18 protein-coding genes and 4 tRNA genes are annotated in these 25,230 nt (G+C 64.1%); 12 read left to right on the forward strand and 10 right to left on the reverse strand.

The genetic code is table 11. The features are described 5' to 3' along the window. Positions 1 to 20: 20 nt before the first annotated feature. From C2I19_RS09710 to C2I19_RS09720, 3 genes are all read right to left on the reverse strand, one after another. The gene (locus C2I19_RS09710) at positions 21 to 3,473 is read right to left on the reverse strand and encodes an alpha/beta fold hydrolase (protein WP_103902504.1); all 3,453 of its coding nucleotides are present in this window, start codon (positions 3,471 to 3,473) and stop codon (positions 21 to 23) included. A gap of 250 nt (positions 3,474 to 3,723) precedes the next feature. Then, a complete protein-coding gene (locus C2I19_RS09715) occupies positions 3,724 to 4,233 on the reverse strand; it encodes a dihydrofolate reductase (protein ID WP_103902505.1) in 510 nt (169 codons plus the stop codon). Beyond that, on the reverse strand, positions 4,230 to 5,024 hold the full coding sequence (locus C2I19_RS09720) for a thymidylate synthase (RefSeq protein WP_103902506.1): 795 nt from the start codon (positions 5,022 to 5,024) through the stop codon (positions 4,230 to 4,232). Before C2I19_RS09720 ends, C2I19_RS09715 begins: the two co-directional genes overlap by 4 nt. 139 nt (positions 5,025 to 5,163) lie before the next feature. Between C2I19_RS09720 and flhB the strand changes: the two genes are divergently transcribed. From flhB to C2I19_RS09750, 6 genes are read left to right on the forward strand one after another with little or no spacing between them, the layout of a single operon-like run. After that, positions 5,164 to 6,330, forward strand: a complete 1,167-nt coding sequence (gene flhB / locus C2I19_RS09725) for a flagellar biosynthesis protein FlhB (protein WP_103902507.1) — start codon at positions 5,164 to 5,166, stop codon at positions 6,328 to 6,330. Positions 6,331 to 6,336: 6 nt separating this feature from the next. After that, complete coding sequence (flhA, locus tag C2I19_RS09730) at positions 6,337 to 8,421, forward strand: flagellar biosynthesis protein FlhA (protein WP_103902508.1); 2,085 nt, start codon at positions 6,337 to 6,339, stop codon at positions 8,419 to 8,421. 6 nt (positions 8,422 to 8,427) lie between these two features. Beyond that, positions 8,428 to 9,912: a flagellar biosynthesis GTPase FlhF gene (gene flhF, locus C2I19_RS09735; RefSeq protein ID WP_103902509.1), complete on the forward strand. Its 1,485-nt coding sequence runs from the start codon at positions 8,428 to 8,430 to the stop codon at positions 9,910 to 9,912. Positions 9,913 to 9,917: 5 nt separating this feature from the next. Continuing rightward, positions 9,918 to 10,787 (forward strand): MinD/ParA family ATP-binding protein, encoded by an 870-nt coding sequence (locus tag C2I19_RS09740; RefSeq protein ID WP_103902510.1) that lies wholly within the window; start codon positions 9,918 to 9,920, stop codon positions 10,785 to 10,787. Then, positions 10,784 to 11,533 (forward strand): RNA polymerase sigma factor FliA, encoded by a 750-nt coding sequence (locus tag C2I19_RS09745; RefSeq protein ID WP_103902511.1) that lies wholly within the window; start codon positions 10,784 to 10,786, stop codon positions 11,531 to 11,533. The genes C2I19_RS09740 and C2I19_RS09745 overlap by 4 nt, the downstream gene beginning before the upstream one ends. A gap of 51 nt (positions 11,534 to 11,584) precedes the next feature. After that, positions 11,585 to 12,334: a flagellar motor protein gene (locus tag C2I19_RS09750; RefSeq protein WP_103902512.1), complete on the forward strand. Its 750-nt coding sequence runs from the start codon at positions 11,585 to 11,587 to the stop codon at positions 12,332 to 12,334. Positions 12,335 to 12,697: 363 nt separating this feature from the next. Here C2I19_RS09750 and C2I19_RS21715 read toward each other — a convergent pair whose 3' ends face one another. Then, positions 12,698 to 13,180 (reverse strand): surface-adhesin E family protein, encoded by a 483-nt coding sequence (locus tag C2I19_RS21715; protein WP_146056771.1) that lies wholly within the window; start codon positions 13,178 to 13,180, stop codon positions 12,698 to 12,700. An 87-nt stretch (positions 13,181 to 13,267) separates the two neighbouring features. Further along, entirely contained in the window at positions 13,268 to 14,668 is a 1,401-nt protein-coding gene (locus tag C2I19_RS09755; protein ID WP_233201159.1) for an exonuclease domain-containing protein, read from the reverse strand. 187 nt (positions 14,669 to 14,855) lie between these two features. Here C2I19_RS09755 and C2I19_RS09760 point away from each other — a divergent pair. The 4 genes from C2I19_RS09760 to C2I19_RS09775 all read left to right on the forward strand — a co-directional run bounded on the left by C2I19_RS09760 (position 14,856) and on the right by C2I19_RS09775 (position 15,174). Continuing rightward, a tRNA-Arg gene (locus C2I19_RS09760) sits at positions 14,856 to 14,932 on the forward strand. Between the two features lie 5 nt (positions 14,933 to 14,937). After that, a tRNA-Glu gene (locus C2I19_RS09765) sits at positions 14,938 to 15,012 on the forward strand. A 7-nt stretch (positions 15,013 to 15,019) separates the two neighbouring features. After that, positions 15,020 to 15,096: transfer RNA gene (locus C2I19_RS09770), tRNA-Arg, on the forward strand. Between the two features lie 3 nt (positions 15,097 to 15,099). Further along, positions 15,100 to 15,174, forward strand: a tRNA-Glu gene (locus C2I19_RS09775). A gap of 80 nt (positions 15,175 to 15,254) precedes the next feature. Here the strand turns inward: C2I19_RS09775 and C2I19_RS09780 are convergent. Genes C2I19_RS09780 through C2I19_RS21985 form a run of 5 tightly spaced genes read right to left on the reverse strand, consistent with a single transcriptional unit; the run spans position 15,255 to position 22,357 of the window. Continuing rightward, a complete protein-coding gene (locus C2I19_RS09780; protein ID WP_158253679.1) occupies positions 15,255 to 17,693 on the reverse strand; it encodes an ABC transporter permease in 2,439 nt (812 codons plus the stop codon). Positions 17,694 to 17,751: 58 nt separating this feature from the next. Continuing rightward, the gene (locus tag C2I19_RS22730; RefSeq protein ID WP_158253680.1) at positions 17,752 to 20,172 is read right to left on the reverse strand and encodes an ABC transporter permease; all 2,421 of its coding nucleotides are present in this window, start codon (positions 20,170 to 20,172) and stop codon (positions 17,752 to 17,754) included. Between the two features lie 10 nt (positions 20,173 to 20,182). Continuing rightward, positions 20,183 to 20,860 (reverse strand): ABC transporter ATP-binding protein, encoded by a 678-nt coding sequence (locus tag C2I19_RS09790; protein WP_103902515.1) that lies wholly within the window; start codon positions 20,858 to 20,860, stop codon positions 20,183 to 20,185. A 16-nt stretch (positions 20,861 to 20,876) separates the two neighbouring features. Next, entirely contained in the window at positions 20,877 to 22,172 is a 1,296-nt protein-coding gene (locus tag C2I19_RS09795; RefSeq protein WP_158253681.1) for an efflux RND transporter periplasmic adaptor subunit, read from the reverse strand. Next, positions 22,169 to 22,357: a hypothetical protein gene (locus C2I19_RS21985; protein ID WP_158253682.1), complete on the reverse strand. Its 189-nt coding sequence runs from the start codon at positions 22,355 to 22,357 to the stop codon at positions 22,169 to 22,171. Before C2I19_RS21985 ends, C2I19_RS09795 begins: the two co-directional genes overlap by 4 nt. 224 nt (positions 22,358 to 22,581) lie before the next feature. Here C2I19_RS21985 and C2I19_RS09800 point away from each other — a divergent pair, with 224 nt between their 5' ends. After that, positions 22,582 to 23,925 carry a sigma-54-dependent transcriptional regulator gene (locus C2I19_RS09800; protein WP_103902517.1) on the forward strand — a complete coding sequence of 448 codons (1,344 nt, stop codon included), beginning with the start codon at positions 22,582 to 22,584 and terminating at the stop codon, positions 23,923 to 23,925. Then, positions 23,909 to 25,114: a sensor histidine kinase gene (locus tag C2I19_RS09805; protein ID WP_199181127.1), complete on the forward strand. Its 1,206-nt coding sequence runs from the start codon at positions 23,909 to 23,911 to the stop codon at positions 25,112 to 25,114. Before C2I19_RS09800 ends, C2I19_RS09805 begins: the two co-directional genes overlap by 17 nt. The last annotated feature ends 116 nt before the right edge of the window (positions 25,115 to 25,230 follow it).

The following is a 25,230-nucleotide window of genomic DNA, read 5'->3' on the forward strand; positions in this document are numbered from 1 at the left end:
GCGAGCGGGACGGCCGGGGTTCAGGATTGGGCGGTCTTGTCCAGATGGGCGACGATGGCCGGGTAGATGTCCACCGCCGCGTTCTTGCCGAACATGCAATCGATATGGCCGTAACCGGGCGCCACCAGCCGGCTGTAGCGCTCCGGCCCGTAGCTCGCCACCAACTTGTCGTAAGTACGCTGCGTGCTTTCCGGCAGATAGCACGCGTTGTCCGCGCCGCTGATGAACAGGATGGGCAGTTGCAGTCGATCGAAATGCGGCATGTAGAGGTCCGCGCCGTCGAAGGCCACCAGATGCCCCTCCCGGCACATCCGCGCCAGATGCTCCATGGTGCGCATATTGGCGATGCCGAACAGCTCGTGCAGATTGTCATGCAGCGTTTCATTCAGCTGGTTGTGGCGGTACAGCGAGGCATACATGAAAGTGATGCGGTGGCACACCGGGTTATCGCAATAGCCCTGCGCCTCCGCCAGCGCATAGCCCTTCAGCGCGGTGTCGTACAGCTTCTCGAACCAACTGGCGTTGGACGCGGTGTAGGCGGTCAGCGATTGCACGCCCAGCTTGTCCAGCACCGTCGGCAGGTGCAGCCCCGTTTTCAGCGCGGTGGCAGGCGGCACCACAATGTCGGCGGCGATCTGCGAGCACACCACCGAGCGCACGCCCTCCAGTCCGGCCAACAAGGCCATGAAGAAAGTGGTGGCGCCATAGCAATGCACCACGCACTGCACATCCTTGGCCCCAGTGGCCTCGCGGATCTGCCGAATCGCCGCCGGATAGTCGTAGCGGGCGATCTGGTCGCCGTCCCACTGCTCCTTGCTGGCCGGCAACAGGATGCTGACGCGGAAATCCAGCAGCCACACGTCGTAGCCATGCTGATACAGGTACTCCAGCAGATTGGTGGCGATGGTGTCGGTAGAGAAGATGTTCGAGCCCACCCCCAAGCCGTGAACCAGCATTACCGGCCCCTTCGTCCCGCCTTGGTAGCGCGTGAGCCTCAGGTCCACCCCGTCCTCAGTGTGGAAGAAGGTCACCTCCGGCGCGCCCGCGTTCAGCGGTCGCTTGCGCCGCGGCGGCGCGTCCGGATGGAAGTAGACATTGGGCGCCAGCACGCCGCCGTAGCTGTCCCACAGCACGCCGGCGAAGTATTCGCCGAAGCGGGCCAGCTGTTTCAGCCTCTCCGCCTCGCTGTCCACGTTCAGCACCTTCATCGTGGTCATCTGCCGCGCGAAATCGGCCGGCGCGATATGCAGCACCCCGCTGCCGACGACCTCGCCCGCATCATCCGCCCCGCGGTGCACCGTGACGTACAGCGTGCTGGTGTCGGACCACACCCTGAGCGCGCTATGGTTGCTCGGCACGTACTTGAAGGCGCTGAAGAAGAATTCGCCGCCGTCTTCAGCCGTCAGCCGCATGTTGTAATTCATATGCCGCACGCCCACCTGCTCCGGGTATTCCTCGAACAGGTTGAACACGCCATGGCTGACGGTCAGCGGCAGCGGCGACAAGGCCGGCGCGTCCAGCGTGCCGACGATGGATGCCTGGTGCCGGGGATTGGAAATCAACTGCTCCAAATCATCCGAGGCCACGGTCACGGTGAAACCCATAGCGGAACCCGCATCCTTGCCGGCTTGGTACGCCGCCTGATAGGCGGCCAGGTCCGTGCCGGCCGGCTGGCGGTAGGCGGTGGAAAAGAAGCCCTTCATCGTCTCGGTGAACTCGATGCCGGGCTTGGCGGCCGCCTGCGCCGCGCGCGGCGCGGAGGGCAGCGCGTAATCTATGCTCCAGCCGCGGTCCGCCGCCAGCAGCGCCATCGCGCGCTCGCTGACCGCGGAAATGGTCAGCAGCGGATTGACCGCCAGCGAGGTGGGGATGACCGAGCCATCGGTGACGTACAGGCCCGCGTAGACCGCGTCGCCGGCCTGGTCGCTGAACACCTGGCCCTTGTGGTTGACCACGCCCTGCGCGGCGTTCTCGCCCATCACGCAGCCTCCCAGCGGATGCACGGTGATCAGGCTGTGGCGGAACAGCTCGGTCCAGATCGGATTGCGCACGTAGATGCCGCCCAGCGCGCGCGTGGCCTCCAACAGCCGCGCGTTGCCGATCTCGAAATTGGGCTGTTCGCCCACGCCCGGCCACTCCAGCTTCAACTGATCATGCTCGTCCAGCGCCATCACGCCGGCGCCGTCGTCGTGGCTCATGATCAGATAGGTCTGCAGCCGGTTCACCGCGCCGTGATAAGGTCCGCGCAGCGCGCTGTCGGTCTCGCGTGCCAGGTATTTGAGCTTGGCCAGCGGCCCGGTTTCGGCCGGCTGCCCTAGCTCCGCCGATGCCGCCGCCATGGCCGGCACCATGGCTCCGCCTATCGCGCCGGGAATGGAGCCCTCCTCTATCACCATCCGCTTGCGCCAGTCGGTTTCATCGCGCATGTCGATGATGGAGGTGATACAGGGGCCGACCGGGCCGATTTCCTTGGCCGAATGCGCGCCGAAGCCTATGCCGTTGATGCGCTCGTCGTTGTTGTAGCCGAAGCCCAGGATGTCGCCGTTGCCGCTCATATGCTTGCCCAACTCGCCGGACAGCGAGAGCCCCTGCTCGCGCGAGCGCAGCAGGATTTCAGTGGAACCCAGCGTGCCGGCGGACAGGATGACGATGTCGGCCTTGACGAACAAGGTGGGCGCGTCGAATTTCTCCCGCCCGGTGCCGACGTACTGGTAGTGCACGATCCAGCCCTCGCCATCACGCTCCAGATGGCGCACCGACGCCTGGCAGAAGATTTCCGCGCCATGGTTGCAGGCATCGGGCAGGTAGTTCATCAGCGTGGTGTTCTTGGCCTTGTTGTTGCAGCCGGAAACGCAATCTCCGCAGTAATTGCACGGCAGCTGCTCCACGCCTACGTGGTTGCGGCCGTCCGGCAGCTTGTCGAAAGTGACGTTGATGGGCGGGCGGTAGAAAGTGTGCTTGTCCTTGAGCCGGTCCGCCGACTGGCGGTTCGCCTCCAGCTTGGGCAGCGTCGGCGCAGCGTCCGGGTAGGGATTGGGCTTCAGCATCTCCTGCGCCCGCGCGAAGCCGTCTTTCAACAAGGTGTCGGCGTGCTCGCGCACCCGCCGCGGCCAGCGCGGGTCTTCGAATACCTGCGGCTCCGGCTGCAGCGAGACATTGGCGTTGATCAGCGAGGTGCCGCCCAGGCCGCAGCCGACCATCACGTTCTGCTGCGGGTTGACGTGCAAATCGTAAAGGCCTGTGCGCGACCCCAGATGGCCATCCGGATGGTGCACCTGGAATTCCGGCGTGGCCTCGGCCAGCGTCGCCGGGTATTCGCCGGGAATGATCTCGCGCCCGCGCTCCAGCAGACAGACGCTGCGGCCGGCCCGCGCCATGCGCGAGGCGGCGATGCCGCCGCCGTAGCCGGAGCCGATCACCACGACTTCGTAATGTTCCTTGATTTCGCTGAGGGAAATAGCGATGCGCGCCATGCTTCGTGCTCCTGTTCGGATCGAACTGCGAGCCACGAATACCTTGCACAAGGCGCGGGGCAGCCAGGCTGCTCGGGCGCGGCGCCGCCTGACGGCGGCCTTATCGTTTTGTGAAGCTTAAGATTTGATCTAGATCAAAAAAATTCAGCCGGCAATATCTGTGTAGTAAAAAGCTCGCCTGGCATGTTCGATATAAAAAGAAAAAGCCGGAAGCGCTGGCTTCCGGCCTGGTATTCGAGACAAATGCCGCTCAACGGCGTTTATAATCGACGAAGGCGTAAGCCAAGCCATCCTGCGAGACATTTTCCTGGCGCGACACTTCCGTCCATTCTCCATCAGAAAACGTTGGAAAAGCCGCAAACGCGGGGAAATGGGCATCGCCGCTAAAATCCTTGTCTATGCGCGTCAGGCACAGCTTGTCGGCGATCTCCAAAGCCTGGCGATACAAGTCGGCTCCGCCGATCAAGCAGACTTCCTCCACATCTCCAGCCAGCTCAAGCGCCTGTTGCAGCGAATGCGCCGCTTCGGCGCCCTCCGCGCTCCAGTCCAGCTGGCGCGTCACCACGATATTGCGACGTCCCGGCAACGGCCGGCCGATGGAATCCCAGGTCTTGCGGCCCATGATCACCGGCTTGCCCAAAGTCACCGCCTTGAAGTGCTTCAGGTCTTCCGGCAGATGCCAGGGCAAGCGGTTTTCTATGCCTATGGTACGGTTGGCGGCCATGGCGGCCACCAGGGTCAGGATGGGTTTCTGGCTCATACGGCCACCGGCGCCTTGATGGCGGGATGCGGATCGTAGCCTTGCAGCGCGAAATCCTCGAAACGGAAGGCGAACAGGTCTTTCACTTCCGGATTCAGCTTCATGGCCGGCAGCGGCAGCGGCTGGCGCGACAATTGCAGCTGCACCTGTTCCATATGATTGCTGTACAGATGGGCATCGCCCAGAGTATGGATAAACTCGCCCGGCTCAAGGCCGCACACCTGGGCCACCATCATGGTGAGCAAGGCGTAGCTGGCGATATTGAACGGCACGCCCAGGAAGATGTCGGCCGAGCGCTGGTAGAGCTGACAGGACAGCTTGCCGTCCAGCACATAGAACTGGAACAAGCTGTGGCAGGGCGGCAGCGCCATTTCGTCCACCAGGGCCGGGTTCCAGGCCGACACGATCAGCCGCCGCGAGTCCGGATTCTTCTTGATCATCTCCACCACATTGGCGATCTGGTCGATGTGGCGGCCGTCCGGCGCCGGCCAGCTGCGCCATTGGTAGCCGTAAACAGGTCCGAGATCGCCGTTTTCGTCGGCCCATTCGTCCCAGATCGACACGCCGTTTTCTTTGAGATAACGGATATTGGTGTCGCCGCTCAAAAACCACAGCAGTTCATGAATGATGGAGCGCAGATGGCATTTCTTGGTGGTGACCAGCGGAAAACCGTCTTGCAGATTGAAGCGCATCTGGTAGCCGAACACTGAACGGGTGCCGGTGCCAGTGCGGTCGGCCTTGTCGTGGCCATGTTCCAGCACATGGCGCATCAGGTCGAGGTATTGTCGCATGTCGTTTTCTCTCGCCAGGAGGCGGTCAAACCAAAAGGCCGGATTATAACAACACTGGCCGGACCAACGCAGCATGCGCTAACATTCACTTGAAAATCAAGACAAAAGCATTAGCGCAACATAAAGCTGAAACAGGGCCATGGCAGAAGATTCAGACCTCGAACGCACCGAACCCGCATCAGATAAACGACTATCCATGGCGCGGGAGGACGGCAACATTCCGCGCTCGCGGGAGTTGTCGACCTTCGCCATCACCATAACCGGCGTCTCTCTGCTAATGGTTTTTGGCGGCCGGATCGCCGTTTTCCTGCGCGAAACCATGCGCCAGCTGCTGACGTTCGACCAAGGCTCCGTTCATAGCACCGAAACCGCCCTCCTGCATTTTCGAGAAGCGATCTTCGGCACTTTGTGGCAACTTGCGCCGGTGTTGGGCGGCCTGACGCTGGTAGCCGTGTTCGTGCCCACGCTGGTGGGCGGCTGGAACCTCACCTTCAAGGCTGTGGAGCCGAACTTCGGCAAACTGAACCCACTGCCCGGCATCAAGCGCATTTTTTCACTGAACGCCGCCACCGAGGGCTTGAAGGCCATTCTGAAAAGCCTGCTGATCGGCGGCATCGCTACCTGGTACATCTGGAAGGAGCGAGACGAGGTGATCGGCCTCATCTCCATGCCGCTGGAGTCCAGCATCCTGAAGATGTCCGACATGATCATCCGCACCTTTTTCATCGTCACCGCGGCGATGATCCTGCTGGTAGCGATAGACGTGCCCTATCAGCTATGGAGCTACTACAAAAAGCTGCGCATGACCAAGGAAGAGATCAAGCAGGAATTCAAGGAAGCGGAAGGCTCGCCCGAGGTGAAGGGCCGCATCCGCCAATTGCAGCGCGAAGCCGCTCGCAAGCGCATGATGCAGGAAGTGCCCAAGGCCAATGTGATTGTCACCAACCCGACCCACTTCGCCGTCGCGCTGAAATACGACGACACCATGCGCGCGCCGCAGGTGGTGGCCAAAGGCTCGCTGAAGCTGGCAGAGAAAATCATAGATACCGGAAAGGATAGCCACGTGCCGGTGATGCGCTCCCCCCGCTTCGCGCGCGCGCTGTATTTTAACGCCGAACTGGGCGAGGACATCCCTTCCCCGTTGTACGCCGCGGCCGCCCAGGTGCTGGCCTATGTGTTCCAGTTGCAGCAGTATCAATCCAGCGGCGGCGTCGCGCCGGTGTTCCCGGACCAACTCGACGTGCCCGAGGAACTTGACCCGTACAGCAAACGTCAGCAAGATTCGGCGCCAGAAGAAAGCCGATAATCCAGCATGGACTCCATCCTCCAGATACTGCGTAACATGAAGATCGCCCGGCTAGCCGGGCCGCTGCTGATCATCCTCATCCTGTCGATGATGATCCTGCCGCTGCCCCCCGTGCTGCTGGACATCTTCTTCACCTTCAACATCGCGGTATCCGTCATCGTGCTGATGGTGGGCATCAATGTACGCAGGCCGCTGGACTTCTCGTCCTTCCCGTCCGTGCTGCTGATCACCACCATGCTGCGACTGTCGCTGAACGTCGCCTCCAGCCGCGTGGTGCTGCTGGAGGGCCATACCGGCCCGGACGCCGCCGGCAAAGTGATCGAATCGTTCTCCCACTTCCTGGTTGGCGGCAACGTCGCCATCGGCATCGTGGTGTTCGTCATCATCACCATCATCAACTTCGTGGTGATCACCAAGGGCGCCGGCCGGATCGCCGAAGTATCCGCTCGCTTCACCCTGGACGCCATGCCCGGCAAGCAGATGGCCATCGACGCCGACCTCAACGCCGGTTTGATCGGCGAAGACGAAGCGCGCAAACGCCGCGCCACCATTTCCGAGGAAGCCAACTTCTTCGGCGCCATGGACGGTGCCTCCAAATACGTGCGCGGCGACGCCATGGCCGGCATTTTGATCATCCTGATCAACGTCATCGGCGGCCTGATCGTCGGGGTGGTGCAACATGACCTGCCAGTGGGCCAGGCGGCGGAAACGTATACTCTGCTGAGCATAGGCGACGGCCTGGTGGCGCAGATTCCTGCGCTGATCATCTCCACCGCCGCCGGTATCGTGGTGACGCGCGTCGGCACAGATCAGGACATGTCTGAACAGTTCTTAGGCCAACTGTTCACCAAGCCGCCGGTGCTGTACATCACCTCAGCCGTGATCGGCATCATAGGCCTGATCCCCAATATGCCCCACTTCTCCTTCCTGCTGATCGCGGGCGGCTTGCTGGCGCTTGCCCGCAGCATGGAGCAGAAGGCCAAGCGCGAACAGCTGGCCGCCCAGCAGCAGGCGGCTCAGCCGCAGGCACAGCCGGAGCAGCAGGGCGCAGAGGTGGGCTGGCACGATGTGCAGCACGTGGACCAACTGGGCATGGAAGTGGGCTACCGGCTGATTCCGCTGGTGGACCGCACCCAGGATGGCGAGCTATTGCGCCGCATCCGCGGCATCCGCAAGAAGATCGCGCAGGATCTGGGCTTCCTGGTGCCGCCGGTGCACATCCGGGATAATCTGGAAATCAAACCCAGCGCCTACCGCATTTTGCTCAAGGGCGTGGAGGTGGGCCAGGGCGAAGCCTTCATGGGCCAGTTCCTGGCCATCAATCCGGGGCGCGTCAGCCAGGAGATCGCCGGCGCGGCGACCACCGATCCGGCCTTCGGTCTGCCCGCAGTGTGGATAGACGCCGGCAAGCGCGAAGAGGCGCAAGGCCTGGGCTATACCGTGGTCGATGCCAGCACCGTGGTGGCCACCCATATCTCGAACCTGCTGCAAACCCATGCGGCGGAACTGCTGGGCCGCGAGGAAGTGCAAGCCTTGATAGACCACCAGGCCAAGGAGTCTCCCAAGCTGATCGAAGATCTGGTTCCCAAGGTGATTCCGGTGGGCACGCTGCAGAAAGTGCTGCAGCAGCTGCTGACCGAAGGCATCCACATCCGCGACTTCCGCACCATTCTGGAAACCTTGGCCGACCACATTCCGCAAAACCAGGACATAGACGAGCTGACCGGCGCGGTACGCACGGCGCTGTCGCGCGTGATCGTGCAGCAGCTATTCCCGGGCGAAACCGAGCTGCCGCTGATGACGCTGGAGCCGCAGCTGGAAAACGTGCTGATGCAGGCGGTGCAGTCCAAGACCGGCGGCGGCCTGGAGCCGGGCCTGGCGGAGAATTTGCTGTCCAGCGCCGCGCAACAAACGGAGCAAGTGGAGATTCAAGGGTACAATCCAGTGCTGCTGACGGCCCCCGGCCTGCGCCCGCTATTGGCGCGTTTCCTGCGTCGGGCATTGCCGCAGCTGCGTGTGATTTCGCATAATGAGATTCCAGACAATAAATCCATTCGTATAATTGCGGTAATCGGCGGCAGCAAGGGCTAATCGACAATGGTGGTGAAAAAGTTCTTCGGGAAGACCACTCGAGACGCACTCAGGCAAGTTCGCGAAGAACTGGGGGCGGACGCCCTCATTTTGTCCAATCGCCCCACCATGGGCGGCGGCGTGGAAATCATGGCGGTGGCCGACGCGGACGTCGCCAACCTGGCCAGCACCCTGTCCCCTTCCAGCAGCAAGCATCCGCCGCGCAACGCGCCGCCCGCGGTCAACCGGCCGCAACAGCCCGCCCCCATTCCGCAGAGCAACGGCAACGCGGTGAACCGCGCCATCGCCCGCACCTACGCCATGCCGGTGGAACCGCTGGAAAGCCCGGCGCCGCCTAGACTGGACGCCGCTCCGCCTCGGCTGGAGCCCGTCTACGCTCAGCCGCAGGCAGCTCCCGCCATGGCGCCCCACTATCCGCCGCAAGCCATGCCGAAAATGGCGCCGCCCAGCAGCCCCCCGCCTTCCCGCCCGGCCCCTCAGCCCGCGCCGCCGCCGCGCGCGGAAACCGCGCCCACGCTGCGCCACAATGGCGAGGAGCCTGAGCAGATGGCTCAGGAACTCAGGCAGATAGGCGACGAGATCAAACTGCTGCGCAGCCTGCTGCAAAGCCAGCTGGCCAGCTTCGCCTGGTCCGATATGGAAGGCAAGGCGCCCAACCGCATCGAGCTGTTCAAGCACCTGCTGGCCATGGGCTTCTCCGCGCAGCTGATCCGCCAGCTGATAGAAAAAATGCCGGCGCAGTATCAGGCAGAAGTGGCGGTGAAATGGGCGCGATCGGCGCTGGTGCATAATCTGAAATGCGCCGACGCCGACCGAGAAGTGATGGACCGCGGCGGCATTTTCGCGCTGGTCGGCCCCACCGGCGTCGGCAAGACCACCACGGTCGCCAAGCTCGCCGCGCGGGCCACCATGCGCTTCGGCGCCCAGCACGTGGCGCTCATTACCACTGACAGCTACCGGATCGGCGCGCAGGACCAACTGCGCATCTACGGCAAGATACTGGGCGTGCCGGTGTTCTCCATCCAGAACGAGGGCGACCTGCAACTGACTCTGGCCGATCTGTCCAACCGCCACATCGTATTCATCGACACCGTGGGCATGGGCCAGCGCGACGCGCGCGTGCTGGCGCAAATCGACATGCTGCGCACCGCCGGCCGGCCGATCGAGCGGCTGTTGTTGCTGGCGGCCAATACCGACGGCCACACGCTGGAAGACGTGGTGCGCCGCTACCGCGGCGAAGGCCTGGCGGGCTGCATACTGTCCAAGATAGACGAAGCGGTGGCGCAAGGCCCCAGCCTGGACGTGATCATCCGCAACCGCCTCAAGCTGTATTACATCACCAACGGCCAGCGCGTGCCGGAAGACCTACATTCAGCCAACGCCGCCTTTCTGGTGGATCGCGCGATGCGCGCGCAGCAGATAGGCTCGCCATTCTCGCTGCAGGCCGACGAGCTGCCCATCATGCACGCGGCGCAATCAGGTTGGCTGTAAGCGCCATGCAGGACCAAGCCGCCAGTCTCCGCTTGCTCGCCGCGCAGCATCGCCGCGCGCCCAGCTTCGCCTTCATCGGCTCCCCCCACTCCGGCACCAGCACGCTGGTTACCGAGCTGTCGCTCGGCCTGGCCTACGCCGGCTTGCGTCCGCTGGTGGTAGACTGCTGCCTGGGCCAGGTGCAGACGCGCCGGCTGGGCGTGCCCGCCACCGCGACCCTGGAAAGCCAAGTGACCAGCGTGGGCGGGCTGGACGAAATGCTGATCATGTCGCGCCAGGGCGTGCAGCTGGTCAACTTGTATGCCAGGCCGGAGCAGCGCGCGCTGTTTTCCGCCCAATTGTGGCTGCGCCTGGGCAGCGAATTCGGCGCGCTGGAGCGCGACGCCTCCGCCCTGCTGGTGGACGCGCCCAGCCCGAGCCAGGATCCGATCCCGGCCAGCGTGGCCGACAATCTGGTTTTGGTATTAACACCGGAGGCCGACTCGCTGACCACGGCCTACGCTAATATCAAGCGTCTGGCCAGCCTGTACGGTCGCCAGCGCTTCAATGTGCTGATCAATCGCGCGCGCCATCTGGATGAGGCGCGCGAGCTGTTCACCCGGCTGTCGGCGGTCGCTAGCGAATTCCTGACCGTCTCGCTGCGCTGGGTGGGTTTCGTGCCGCAGGACAACGCGGTCCGCCGCAGCCAGACGCTGCGCCGCCCGCTGATGGAAGCCTTTCCAGATAGCGAGGCCGCCGCCGCGTTTTCGCAGTTGGCCGCGGTGCTGCCGCAATGGGACGCGCCGGAAACGACGCGAGACAGTACCGGATACATGGACTTGCTGATTGCCGCCTCGCGCGACTGGGCCGAGGCGGATGGAGCCAAACTGCTATGACCTTGCCGCCGTCATTCCGCCGATCGGGCTATGCCGCAGCGGCCCCCAGCGTCGAGATAGACGTGGCGGCCTACGCGCCGCTGGTGCGCAAGCTGGCCAGCATCATGATCGCGCGCCTGCCAGCTTCGGTGGACTTGGGCGATCTGATCCAGGTCGGCATGATCGGCCTGATCGAAGCCTCGCGCCAATTCGACCCGACTCAAGGCGTGCTGTTCGAAACCTTCGCCAGCCAGCGCATCCGCGGCGCCATGCTGGATGAGCTGAGGCGCGAGGATTGGCTGCCGCGCCAGGCGCGCCGCAACTCGCGTCAGATCGAAGAAACCATAGCCCGGCTGGAACATCAATTCGGCCGCGCGCCGCTGGAGTCGGAAATCGCCGCGGAAATGGGCATGGAGCTGGCGCAATACCAGGATATGCTAAGCGACTGCAAAGGCACCACCCTGCTGCATTTCGAGGATTTCAGCGGCGGCGGCGACGAGAGCAGCCACAATCCGGTGGCCAACGTCGCCGACGAAGACTCGCCGGACCCGCTCTCCGCGCTGGCCGACGACAGTTTCCGCCAACAACTGGTGGACGCGATCAAGCTGCTGCCAGAACGCGATCAACTGGTGATGGCCTTGTACTACGAGCAGGAGCTGAACCTGAAGGAAATCGGCGCGGTGCTCGGCGTGACCGAGTCCCGCGTCTGCCAGCTGCACAGCCAGGCCGTCGCCCGGCTGCGCGCCAAACTGAAAGACTGGCTGTAAGGGAGGGCGCGGTCCTGCCGCGCCGCAGACCAGATCGATAACGGAAACAATGTGGATAAGATCAGTTTAATCGCCGTGGTGCTGGGCCTGAGCGCCATTGTCGTCGGCCAGGCCATAGAAGGAGGCAATCTCGGTTCGCTGCTGCAGCTGACCGCCTTCATGATCGTCATCGGCGGCACCACCAGCGCGGTGATGCTGCAAAGCACGCCCAAGCAGTTCGTGGCCGGCCTGCGCATGCTGCGCTGGGTATTCCGCCCGCCCAATTTCGACCACGAGAAAATGATCCGCGAAGTGGTCAGCTGGAGCCAGGCCTCGCGCAAGGGCGGCCTGCTGTCGCTGGAGGGCGTGATAGGCCAGCAGCGAGATCCCTTCATCCGCAAGGCTCTGCAGATGCTGGTGGACGGCACCGAACCGGACACGCTGCGCGCGGTGATGGAAGTGGAAATCAGCATGTTCGAGCATGCGCGCAAACAGGCAGCCCGCATCTGGGAATCGGCCGGCGGCTATTCGCCCACCATGGGCATTCTGGGCGCGGTGCTGGGCCTGATCCACGTGATGGAAAACCTGTCCGACCCATCCAAGCTGGGCGGCGGCATCGCGGTGGCCTTCGTCGCCACCGTTTACGGCGTCGGTTCGGCCAACCTGTTCTTCCTGCCCATGGCCAACAAGCTCAAGCACCTGGTGGCATCCGAGCTGGCGATGAAGGAGCTGGTGGTGGAAGGCGTGGTGGCCATCGCCAACGGCGAAAACCCGCGCATCATCGAGAGCCGGCTGCGCGGCTATTTGGCGATGCATGAATAACCGGGGACTCGCCCCGACCCAGCCTATTCATGATCGCCAAGATTGTGAATCCGCTTCGCGGATATTCTATTATATTGCCGGCCCAGCCCGGCGAGCAGGGAGGGGATATTTGCTTGGCCAAATATCCCCTCCCCCTAAAGGCCACCCTGCAAGCCTGGCCTACGGCTTCCCACCGGGGCCCGTCAGGCCCGAGTCGCGGCTGAACTCGCGATTTGCTAGCGTCAAATCGCTCAAACAGGAACCGTTTAAAACCTCGGGCCTGCCACCCGGCGGCAGGCTTGAAGGGATATTGGCACATCGCAATTGTTCGGCCCAATCAAAGAACAAGCAGAAGTATAAAGCCAAGTAACCTTGCACAGGCTATTAAAATGTAACTATTTTAGGCGCGTGCTTTTTGTGGCCGCTTTTATCCGGTTTCTTTGGCTTTTGGCTACATATTTTCTTGAGCAAACTCTCACCTATAGTCTCAGGAACTATATCGGACATAGTGGGTGCAGCAGGAGCATTCCAACTACACGCGATACCTCCATCAGCCCGATAATACACGGCTGACTCTGCCCCCATTTGCAAGGAGGTACAATTTAAAACATAGTGAACCTTAGCCGTTTGGTAGCTCTGCCCATAACACCAGGGCACTGGTGTTTGTATCACCTGCTCATGCATTTCCAGAACCCAGACTTTTACCGAATCAGTACTCCACTGCATGCTATCTTTATCGTAGCTTTCAGAAATATGGTCGCCTTCGGAACCAGTCAATCCATATAGTTCCCACTGTGCAGCACACGCACAACTACTCCAGCTAGCAAGAATGAAAAACGTCGCCAGCATGCAAAGAGTCATCTTCATATGCTCACCTAAGACATCTCAAAATCAGAGTATCTTTATAGAACCAAAAAACCAATACGTCACAACAATACAGGCAATCGCTCTCATTTAAATTTCGCGTATTACCATATCTTCCTTCCGCAATACCATCTCCAGCAATTTGTAGTAATCGAGATCGAAAGCCGGCTCGCCTTCCAGCTCGCCGCCATTGCGGCGGCTGCCCAAATAGCACCAGCGGTCGAACACATGCTCCACCACATCGCCGCATACCTCGTCGCGCTCCAGCACCGCCACCGCGCCCTCGAACGGCCACGGCTTGACCTTGAGCCGTTGCAGCGCGGCCGATAAGCGCTGGTTGTGGCTGTCCGCGCCCTCCTCGCCCACGCAGGCACCGCGGCAGCGGCGGATCTGGTAAGCCGCGCAGGGCGCGCCCTTGCGGCTGGTGACCTGTTCCACGCCCAGCACGGACTGGCATAAGCCCTGCGCCAGCGCGATTTGCGCCAGCGCCTTGCGCGCCTCCCGCGCGTGGCGGAACAGGCCGTACAAATCGGAGGTGCGGGTGAAGTCGATATCGCCGGCCGCAACCGGAACCGCCCGCATGAAGCCGTCCTCGCCTGTGCTCAGTTGCAAGGTGCACACCTCGCCCATCATCTTGGCGCGCGGATTGTGCAGCGGCAACAGCCGGCGCAGCCACTGCAGCTCCGTGAGATGCGCGCCGAACTCGCTCAGGCACTCGCGCCACTCCACCCTGGCCACAGTCTCGTCTATTTTCACCTCATGCCGGCCCGGCTTGCGCTCGGCGAAATGGCCCAGCGTCTTGCGGTACAGATTGGGGGCGCGGCCCACGTATAAGGCTCGGCCATCCGCGCCGAACAGGGCATAGACGCCGGCGGAATCCGGCATATCCTCGATCTGCTGCTGCAGCTCGGCCGGCAGGCTGGATACTTCGGCCGGCTGCGACAACAGCGCGGCGGCCTCTCCGGCCACCTTGTCGCGCCCCAGCTCGCCCTCGGCGATGTGCAGGAACTGATATACCGCGTCGGCGTCCGCCAGCGCGCGATGTCGATCCGGCATGTCTATGCCGTGGCGTGCGATCAGACTATCCAGGCTGTGCTTGAAATGCTGGGGATACAGCCGCCGCGACAGTTTGACCGTGCACAGCGCGCGCGCCTGGAAGCGCAGGCCCAGGCGGCGGAATTCATTCTTCAGGAAACCGTAGTCGAAGCGGGCGTTGTGCGCCAGCAGCAGCCGGCCCTGCAAGCGCGCCAGCAAATCATCGGCCAGTTCGGAGAAAGGCGGCGCGGCGGCCACCATTTCATTGCTGATGCCGGTCATCTGTTCAATGAACTCGGGAATGGGCTGGCCTGGGTTGACCAGCCAGGACAGGCGTTCGACGCGCTCGCCGTCCACCAGCACCAGGCCGACCTCGGTGATGCGGTCGCGGGCGATATTGCCGCCGGTGGTTTCCAGATCGACGATGGCGCAGGGCTGCGCAAACAGGGTATTCACTCTCGCTTCGCTTTCATGGACGCGGCCCGCCCAAACATGACAAACAGCTTAAAATGTTGGCAGGCCGCGACAGAGACAGGCGGCCAGTTTACCGGCTTTGGAAAAAAAATCATACGAGGTGTTGACAGCGCATTCCCCTATCTATATTATCCGTCCTCTCGCAAGACACAACGTCTCGCGAAACAGTGCACCCGTAGCTCAGTTGGATAGAGTATCTGGCTACGAACCAGAGGGTCGGGCGTTCGAATCGCTCCGGGTGCACCAGGCATGTCCCTATAGTTTAGCGGTTAGAACACCGCCCTTTCACGGCGGTAGCCGGGGTTCGATTCCCCGTGGGGACGCCAACAATATGCACCCGTAGCTCAGTTGGATAGAGTATCTGGCTACGAACCAGAGGGTCGGGCGTTCGAATCGCTCCGGGTGCACCAGCTGTCCCTATAGTTTAGCGGTTAGAACACCGCCCTTTCACGGCGGTAGCCGGGGTTCGATTCCCCGTGGGGACGCCAGGATTCAAAAAAGCCCAGCATTTCACAATGCTGGGCTTTTTGTTTTTCCAAACAGAAAAGGCGGCCTGAACCGCCCTTCGCTATCCGCGCAAGGCCATCTCCGGCCGCAGCCGCAACGCCGCGAGCAAATGCCGCCACACCGCCAGCAGGCACAATGCCAGCGCCAGCAGCAGCGTCCAGCCCCCTATCGGCGCCCTAGCGACGAAACCATCCAGATAATGGCGGATAAACAACCAGGCCGGCGGCAAGGCCAACAGGGCGCTGGCAGCCAGCACCAGCGCGAACTCCCGGCCGATCAGCCTAGCGATCGCCAATCCATCCGCCCCGTACAGCTTGCGCAGCACCACCTCGCGCGCCATGCGCTGCACCGAATAAGCAGACAAGACATAAATGCCGAAGGCGGCGATCAGCATCGCGATGGCCGAGGCGATGGCCAACAGCTGCGCGGCGCGGATGTCCTGGCCATAACGCTTGTCCAGCTGCTGCTTCGCGCTGATGGGCTGCAAGGGATAATCCGGGAAGAAGCGCGGCCACAGCCCCGCCAGTGCCTGCCGCATGGCGGTCTCGCTGCCTTGGTAACGGATGGCCAGCGTGTTGGCATAGCGGTTCTTCGGTCCGATGGAGAAATACAGCATAGGGATGGCGCGCTCGCGCGAGGTTTGCTCGGCGATGTCGGCCACCACGGCGCTGATCGCCTTCTTCCCGCCATCGAACATATCCGACTCCACCACCCGCCCCACGGCCTGCTGCGGCGATGCGAAGCCCAAGCGATGCGCCGCCGATTCGGAGATAATCAGCCCCTCGCCGCCCGCAGCCGTTCCATTGGCGTCGCATACTGCCGCGCTGCGCCCGGCCAGCAAGGGCAGGCGATAGGTTTGCAGAAAGCCGCAATCCACCATGCGGTAGCGCATATTCTGGAAAGCGCCGCCCGCCAAACGGAAGTTATTGGAATTATTGTTTTCGCCAGCCGGCAGGCCGTCGCCATAACTGAGCGCCTGCACGCCCGGTTGCCGCAGCAAGGCCGCGCGCAAGGCCTGCCGTTGTTGCAGATCCCGCGCATTGACGTCTCCCGCCGCGACGAACAGCAAGCCATCGCGCGGAAAGCCCGCCGGCAGCCGCGCGCCATGCCAAGTCTGCCAAGCCACCGCCAGCGTCACGCCCACCAAGCCCATGGCGATGCCGAATTGCGCCACGGTCAAGCCGCGCCGCAGCCAGACGCCCTGCCGCGTCTCCTGCTGATCGCGCCCGGCCAGCGCCTGTGTGGCGCGCACGCCGGCCGCCACCCAAGCGGGATAGAGGCCGCTCAGCGCCCCCACCTGCGCGGCGGCGGCCAGCGTCAGCAAACCGCCCTGCCAGCCGATGATGCCGGCCAATTCACGCTGCACCAGAAAGGCGAACGCAGGCAGCAACAGCCAAGCCAGCAGCAAGCCCAACGCGGCGGCGGCCAGCGCGACCAATATCGACTCCGCGACAAATTGTCCGGCCACGCGTCCCACGCCGGCGCCCAGCACCTTGCGCACGCCGATTTCGCGCTGGCGGCGAATGGCGCGCACGGTCGCCAGATTGACGTAATTGATAGCCGCCAACAGCAAGATCAACAAGCCGATGCCGGCGCAGCCCCACAGCATGAGCCGATTGCCGTGGCGATCCGGGTCCGCGCTTTGGTCCAGGTCGGCGTCCAGATAAACATCCGCCAGCTTGACCGCCGAAAAATCAAGCAAATCCCGGCCGCCCATTTTTGCCTGGATGGCCTGCAGGCTGGGATCGCGGTAGGACGGCGACTGTTTCAAGGCCTGCGACAACAAGGGGCCGGCCTCAGCCGCGTCATGGCCCGGCTTGGGCTGGAAATACAGCGAGGCGCCCCAGCTGAACCAGCTGCTGAAGAACTGCTCATGTAGAAAGTCCGGCGCCATCCGGCTGGACCTGCCCCCCAGGATCGCGTAACGCTGGGTGGCGGTGGCCGGCGGCGCGGCGACGATGGCCGCCACCGTCAAGGCCTTGCCGCCGACGGTGAAACGCTTGCCCAGCGCCTGGCGGGTGCCGAACATGGCCATGGCCTCCTCGTCGGTCAAGGCTGCGCTGTCCGGCCGCGTCAGCGCCCTTTGCAAATCGCCGGCCAAGGTTTTCACCTCGAACAGCTGAGCATAGTCCGGGTCCACCAAGCTCACCCAGCGATTGGCCACCTGCCCGCCCACGCGCACCGGCGCCTTGAAGCCAAAGGCCATGCTGACCCGCTGCGCCACGCCATGCTCGCGCAATATCTGGCCGGCGATCACAGGCGTTTCCTGCTGCCATTGATTACGCACGCCATCCATATTCGGCCTGACCTTGAGCTGATACACCCGCTCGCGGCCGGCGATATGCCGGTCGAACTCCATGGAATAATTCACATAGCCCAGCAGCAAGGCGCAGCAGGCGAAGCCTATGGCCAAGCCGCCTATCACCAGCGCCGACCAGCCCGGCTCCTTGAGCAGCCAGCGCCAGCCCACCCGGAAGTCTTCCCAACGCATCATCGTCATCGCCATCCTCTCCACGCGCCATCTGCGCCGACCTCCCGTCGGCGCGATGGCCTCATCATCAGCCCTTCAAAGCCAGCGCGGGACGCAGCCGCAACGCCGCCGCCAGATGCTTCCACACCGCCAGCGCCGCCACCAGCAGGCACAAGGCCAGCGACAGCAGCAGCGTCCACCCGCCCACCGGCGCTCGCTCGGCGAAAGCGGCCAGGTATTGCCGGATGTACAGCCAAGCGGGAAGCAGACCGATCGCGGCGCCGGCCAGCAACACCCACAGGAACTCGCGCCCCACCAGCCTGGCGATGACGCCGTCGCCGGCGCCGTGCAGCTTGCGCAGCACCACCTCGCGCGCCATGCGCTGCACGGAATAGGCCGCGAGCACATAGATGCCGAAGGAAGCGATCAACAAGGCCACGCCCGCAGCCGCGGCCAGCAACCCCGCCTGCTTGGCGTCGGCGGCGTAACGTTGGTCCAGACGGTAACGCGCGCTTTCCATCTTCAAGGGGTAGTCGGGGAAATAACGCGGCCACAAGCCGGCTATGCTTGCGCGCATTGCCGCTTCGTCGCCCCGGAAACGGACCGACAGCACATCCGCGGAACCGCCAGCCGCCACATACATCCAAGAGCGCGCCTTCTCGCGCGCCGACTGCAGGCGAATATCCGACACCACGCCCGCCACCATGCATCCATCGCCGGCGCCTTCCGCGTTCAGCTTTCTGCCCACTGCCTGCTGCGGCATGGCATAACCCAGATCGCGCGCGGCGGACTCGCTCAGCACGCATTCGCGCCTGGCGTTGTCCTGCGGGCTCGCGCAGCCCGGCAACACATGCCCGGCCAGCAGCCTGACGCCGTAAGTCTCCAGATAAGCGCAGCCTATGCTGCGCACCTCCAGATTGATCGAACGCTCGCCCTGCTTGATGCTGGTGATGTTCATGGAACCGTCGGCCAGATTATTGCCGCTCAGTGCCGCCCCGCTGACGCTTGGCAAAGCCGCCACCGCGGCGCGCAGCGCTTCTCGGGCATGGCGGCTGCTGCCCGTCTCCAGAGTCAGCAAGCCTTCCACCTGGAAACCGGTGTCCAGGCGGCTGCCATACCAGGCCTGCCAGGCAATGGCCAAGGTCACGCCGCTCAGCGCCATGGCGGCGGCGAATTGCGTCACCGTCAAGCCCCGGCGCAACCAGACGCCGCGCGTCGTTTCCTGTTGATCGCGCCCAGCCAGCGCTTGCGTGGCCCGCACCCGGGATGCCACCCAGGCCGGATACGCGCCCGCCAGGCCGCCCACGCCTATCGCCGCCAGCAGGGCCAGCGCCACGCTGCCCAGCGTGAACATCCCGTCCAGCTCCCTTTGCATCAGGAAGGCGAAGCCAGGCAACAGCAGCCACGCCAGCAGCAAACCCAGCGCCATCGCCAGCAGCGACACCAGCACGGACTCCAGCAGGAATTGTCCCGCCACTCGCGCCACGCTGGCGCCCAGCACCTTGCGCACGCCGATTTCGCGCTGGCGGCGTATCGTGCGCACCGTGGTCAGGTTGACGTAGTTGATCGCCGCCAGCAGCAGGATCAACAAACCGATGGCGGCCAGCCCCCACACTTCGCCCCGCCTCGCATGCTCGCTGTCGCCGCCCCCCACCCCGGCATCCAACCTGGGGTCCAGATACACGTCGGCCAAGGCCGCCGCGCCATACACCACCATGGGCCGGTTCTTCAGCATTTGCCGGAACTCCGGCGGCAAGCCGCGCGAAAAAGCGGAATGCTCGAAAGTTTGCTGCAGATTCGCCAATACCTGCTCGCGGGATACGCCGACGCGCGGCCGGAAATACACCTTGCCGGACACGCCGCCCCAGTTCTCCAGCATGGCCCGCGACATTTTGTCGTCCATCGCCACGAAGCGGCGCGCTGCCAGAATGGCATAACGCTGGGTGGAAGTGGACGGCGGCGCCGCCACCACGGCCGCCACCGCGACATTCTGGCCATTCACGCGCAAAGTCTTGCCGACCGCGGCCGCGCTGCCGAACAATTGCCTGGCCTTGTCGTCGGTCAGCGCCACCTGATCCGGCCGGCTCAGCGCCGCCGACAGATCGCCGGCCAGCGTCTTGACCTCAAACAGCTGGGCGAAATCAGGGTCCGCCAGCGTCACCTCCTGCATGCTGACGGACTGCCCCGCTCTCACCGCTTGCTGAACGTCCCAGGCAAGGCTGGTCCGCTCGGCCAGCCCTCCATCCCGCATCGCCTGAACTGCCGGAAAGGGCGCGACGTTGAGCCACTTGTTGTCCATGCCCGGCAGATTGAAACGCGACTCCAATTGGTAAACCTGCCGCTTCCCTTGCAGGTGCTGGTTGTATTGCAGCGAATAGCGCGCATAGCCCAGCAGCAGGAAGCAGCAGGCGAATCCCACCGCCAGGCCAGCGATCACCAGCGCGGACCAGCCAGGCTCCTTGAGCAGCCAGCGCCAGCCGACGCGGAAGTCTTGCAAGATTTCGCTCATGTCCGGCTCCTCACAATTGGGTGGCGTCGACCACCACGCGGCCATCCAGCATATTGATGGTGCGCGAGGCCTGGGCGGCGTGGAACGGCGAGTGGGTCACCATGACCACGGTGGTGCCGTCGGCGTTGATCTCGCGCAGCATCTTCATCACCTCGTCGCCATGGGCGCTGTCCAGATTGCCGGTGGGTTCGTCCGCCAGCAGCAGGGCGGGCTGCGAAACCAGCGCGCGGGCGATGGCCACGCGCTGCTGCTGGCCGCCTGACAGCTGCGACGGGCGATGGCCGGCGCGGTGCGTCACGCCCAGCCGCTCCAGCGCGACGCCCACCCGCTGCTTGCGTTCGGCCGCGGGCACATCGGAATACTCCAGCGCCAGCGCCACGTTCTCGCGCACAGTCAGTTCCTCGATCAGGTTGAAGCTCTGGAAGATGAAGCCGACGCGGCCGCGGCGCAGCTGGTTCAACCTGGCCTCGCTCCAGCCGGCCACGTTCTGGCCATCGAACCAGTATTCGCCGCTATTGGGCACATCGAGCAGGCCCAGCAGCGACAGCAGCGTGGACTTGCCGCAACCGGACGGGCCGGTCACCGCCACGTATTCGCCGGCCTCTATCTCCAGATCCACGCCGTTCAGCGCGCGGGTTTGCACTTCGCCGCCAACGTGCAGCTTGCTGATGTTCTTCAGCTTGATCATCTCTATCGCTCCCTTGTCATTGTTGTTGCAGCGTCAGCCGCGTGTATTTGCCGAAAGCCGAGTACGAGGACACGATGACGCGCTCGCCGGCCTTCAATCCATCCAGTATTTCCAGCTGGGTCTGGCTGCGCCGGCCGATGCGGATGGCGCGGCGCTCGGCATGGCTGCCGTCCGCGCTCAGCGCCATGACCCAGTTGCCGCCGGTGTCGTTGACGAAAGCGCCGTTGGGCACCACCAGTCCCTGCGCCGGCCGGCCCAGCGTCAGCCTGCCGTCCAGCCCCTGGCCCGCGTTCAGCGACGCCGCCGGTTGCGCGCCAAACTGCAACTCGACCTGAAAATGGCCGTCTTGCACCTGCGGATTGATATTGCTCACGGTCGCGTCCACCGTCTTGCCGCCATCCAGCTCGATGGCGGCGCGCTGTCCGCGCCGCGTCCGCGCCAGATAAAACTCGTCCACCTGCGCCGTCAGCTTGTAGCGGCCCAGGCTGTCCACCCGCCCGGCTCTATCTCCCGGCTTCAGCGAGCTGCCCACCTGGGCGGTGAAATTAGTCAGCTGGCCATCCATGGGCGCGCGCAGCGACAAGGCGGCCAGCGTGTCCGCCGCCATCCGCGTGCCGCGGCTCAACTCGTCCTGCGCCTGCTGCATCTGCCTGAGCGCGGTCTCCTTGATGCCCAGCTCGTTCGCCTGGCTTTGCCGCTCATCGCGGTAGTCATCGCGGTATTGCTGCAGCCGATCGCGCGAATCCTCCAGCGCGGCGGTGGAAATGAAACCCTGCGCCGCCAGCGCCGCGTCGCGTTTGTACTGGCGCTCCTGCTGCTTCAGCTTCAGCGCCAGATCGCTGAGGCGGCGGCGGTAATCGCTGCGTGTCGCCTCCAGCTGTTCCCGCGTGGAGGACAGGTTGGCGTATTGCTGCGCCAGGTCGGACTTGCGTGCCAGTAGGTCCAGTTGGCGCTGAGGATTGGACAGGCGCAACAACACCTGGCCGGCCTTGACCTTGTCGCCGTCATGCGCCAGCACCTCGTCCACCCGGCCACCCTCCACCAGGTCCAATAGCACGGACTGAGCCGGCTGCACCGTGGCGCGCAGGATCACTTCGTCGCTGAAGCTGCCCTGCGCGACCGTTGCGATCTGCAGCTCGCCCGCCGCCACGCGCAAGCCGGAAGGCTGCCAGGCCCACCAGCCCAAGCCCCCCGCCATCGCCGCCGCCAGCGCGGCCAGCCCTATCACGCGGCCGCGGCTCCAGCGCTTGCGCGCCACCGCCTCATCCATGGCCGCGCCGCTGACCGGCGCCTCCGCGCGCGCCTCGCTCATGCCGCCGCTCCCGCCGGCCAGGACACATGCAGCTCCAGCCGCAGCACCGCCAGATGGGCCGCCACATGCATGCCGCCTTGTCCCACATGGCAGGCCAGGGACAGCGGCGCGTTCCGCAGCGTCATGGCCAGGCATACGGACAAGGCCAGCGCCGCGCACAGTATCAAGGGGGTTGTGCTCTTCATGTCATCACCTCACTTTGCTTACCCCCCATCTAAGCAAGCCGCATGCCAGCAATTAATATATTGAATTTAAAAGAAAAAATTAAAATCAATCGCAAAGCTGTCCGATAACGGACAGCTAAGCCTGTCCGATAGTGGACAGTGTCCGCTCCGCGGACACATCGCGCTTGCCAAGCAGGCCTCCACGCAGCAACATCATGCCCTTGTGCTAACAAAAAGCTGGAGCCATGAGCCGCCCCGTAATTCTGCTGATAGAGGATGATGAAGACGTCGCCCTGGCCGCCCGCATGCTGCTGCGCAAGCTGGACGCCGACTTCGTCCACCTGCCCCACCCGCAGTTGTTCGACGCCTGGCAGCGTCAGCGGCGGGCGGACATCGTGCTGCTGGACCTCAACTACAGCCCCGGCGCCATAGACGGCGCGGAGGGCATGGCCATGCTGGCTCGGCTGCGCGCGCTGCCGCAGCCGCCGCAGGTGTTCGCGCTGACGGCTTATGCCGACGTGCCCTTGGCCGTCGCCGCGCTGAAGCAGGGCGCCGCCGACTTCGTCACCAAGCCCTGGAACAACGACAAGCTGTTGCAAACGGTGGCCGGCGCATTGCGAGCGCTGGCGCCCGCGTCGGATGGACGCGCGGATTCTCAACACGAGTTGCTGGGCGACTCCATGGCCATGCGCGCGCTGCGCGCGCTGATAGCCAGCGTGGCGCCCACCGAGGCCAATGTGCTGATTCTGGGCGAGAACGGCGTGGGCAAGGAACTGGTGGCGAGCGCCGTCCACCGCGCCTCGCTGCGCGCCGCCGGGCCGTTTCACAGCGTGGACATGGGTGCGCTGCCGGAATCCACTTTCGACAGCGAACTGTTCGGCCATCGCAAGGGAGCCTTCACCGATGCCCGCGCCGACCGGACCGGGCGCTTCCAGAGCGCGGCAGGCGGCACCCTGTTCCTGGACGAAATCGGCAATCTGCCGCTGGCCAGCCAGGCCAAGCTGCTGACGGCGCTGGAACGCCGCCAGATCACGCCGCTGGGCGCGGACAAGCCGGAACCGCTGGATGTGCGCGTGGTCAGCGCCACCAATCTGCCGGAAATCCAGCTGCACGACCCGCAATGCTTCCGCCGCGACCTGCTGTTCCGCCTCAACACCATCGTGCTGCGCGTGCCGCCGCTGCGCGAGCGGCGCGAGGACATCCCGCAGCTGGCGCGCCACTATCTGGACCGCTACGCGGCGCAATACCGCAAGCCGCCTCTCGAACTGCCACAGGAAACGCTGCGGCAGCTGCAGCGGCATGACTGGCCCGGCAATGTGCGGGCGCTGCGCCATGCCTGCGAGCGCGCCGTCATCCTGGCGCGAGCGGGCGGCTATCTCGCGGCAGACTTCGACCTGCCAGGGCCCGCCGCGCCGCCATCCCCCCTCTCCCCGACAGCGGCCGCGCTCAAGCTGGACGATCAGGAAAAGCTGGCCATCCGCCAGGCATTGGAGCAGTGCGCCGGCAATATCAGCCATGCGGCGCGCCAGCTTGGCTTGTCGCGCGCGGCCCTATACCGCAGGATGGAAAAACATGGCTTGCAAACTTGACGGCCCGCGCAGCCTGCTGCCGCTGCAAAGCGCCGGCCTCGCCGCCGCCGCCGCGCTGGCCGCGTACTGGCGCGACTCTCCGCGGCTGCTGGCGCTGTGCCTGCTAGTCGGCCTGCTGTTCGCCGCCTGGCAATGGCGCGGCCACGCGCGCCTGCTACGGCAAGCCGCCCTACCGCACATGGAGCCTCCTCCGCCTCAGCTTGCCAGGCAAGCCATCCATCCGCCGGAAATCCGGCTGGAGCACGCGCCGGTCGCCCTGTTCCGCCTCAGCGGCGAACAGGCCGAGCCGCTGAACGCGCGCGCGCGCAAGCTGGCCGCGCCCGGCAATAGCTGTGACGCGGCAGCCCTGTACCGCCAGTTGCAGGAGCAGGATGGCGAGCGGCGCTGGATACGCTTCGAAACCGAGCGCGGCGTGGAGCGGGCGCTGGCCTCGGCCAGCAGCCTGGTCATAGAAGGCCGGCCTGAGCGCCTGCTGGCGCTGCTGCCGCTGGAGAGCGAGCTGGAGGCGGAGACGCTGCGCGCCTGGCAACAGCTGGTGCACGTGCTGACGCATGAAATCATGAACTCGCTGACGCCGGTGGCTTCGCTGTCGCGCAGCGCCGCCGGCATGCTGGACGAAACGGCGGCTTTGCCCGACGGGCTGCGCCAGGAGCTGGAGCTGGCTTTCGCCGCCATCAGCCGGCGGGCCGACAGCCTGGCCGATTTCGTCGCCAGTTACCGCAGCCTGTCGGCGCTGCCTGAGCCGGCGCCGGAAATCGTCCGCATCGCCGAATTGTTCGAACGCTTGCAAGCGCTGACCGCACCCAGCTGGAAATCGCGCGGCGGCCAGGCCGTCTTCAGCGTGGAGCCGCCGACGCTGGAGCTGAAAGCGGACGGCGGCCAGCTGGAGCAGGCGCTGATCAATTTGATCAAGAACGCCTACGAAGCCACCGCCCCGCAAAGCGAAGCCAGACTCGCCGTCAGCGCCAGCCTGGCGCGAGGCGGCCGCTTGCGGCTGGAAGTCAGCGACAACGGCCCCGGCGTGCCGGAAGACAAGATAGAGCAGATCTTCACGCCTTTCTATTCGACCAAGGCCAAGGGCCGCGGCATAGGCCTGGCCCTGGTCCGCCAGCTGGTGAACGGCAACGGCGGCACCGTGCGTTACGCGCGCAGCGTATCCGGCGGCGCGCGGCTGATACTGACCTTCTAACTAGCCCATACATTCCTAAGTCATTAGTTTTGCTGAAATTATTAGATAACAAAAAATGACAAAGTGATAAATTGTATTTTCCGAAATTGCCACAGGACCAGCGCTGCCTGGCTTGA

The sequence above is a fragment of the Chromobacterium alticapitis genome, from assembly GCF_002924365.1.
GTDB lineage: Bacteria > Pseudomonadota > Gammaproteobacteria > Burkholderiales > Chromobacteriaceae > Chromobacterium > Chromobacterium alticapitis.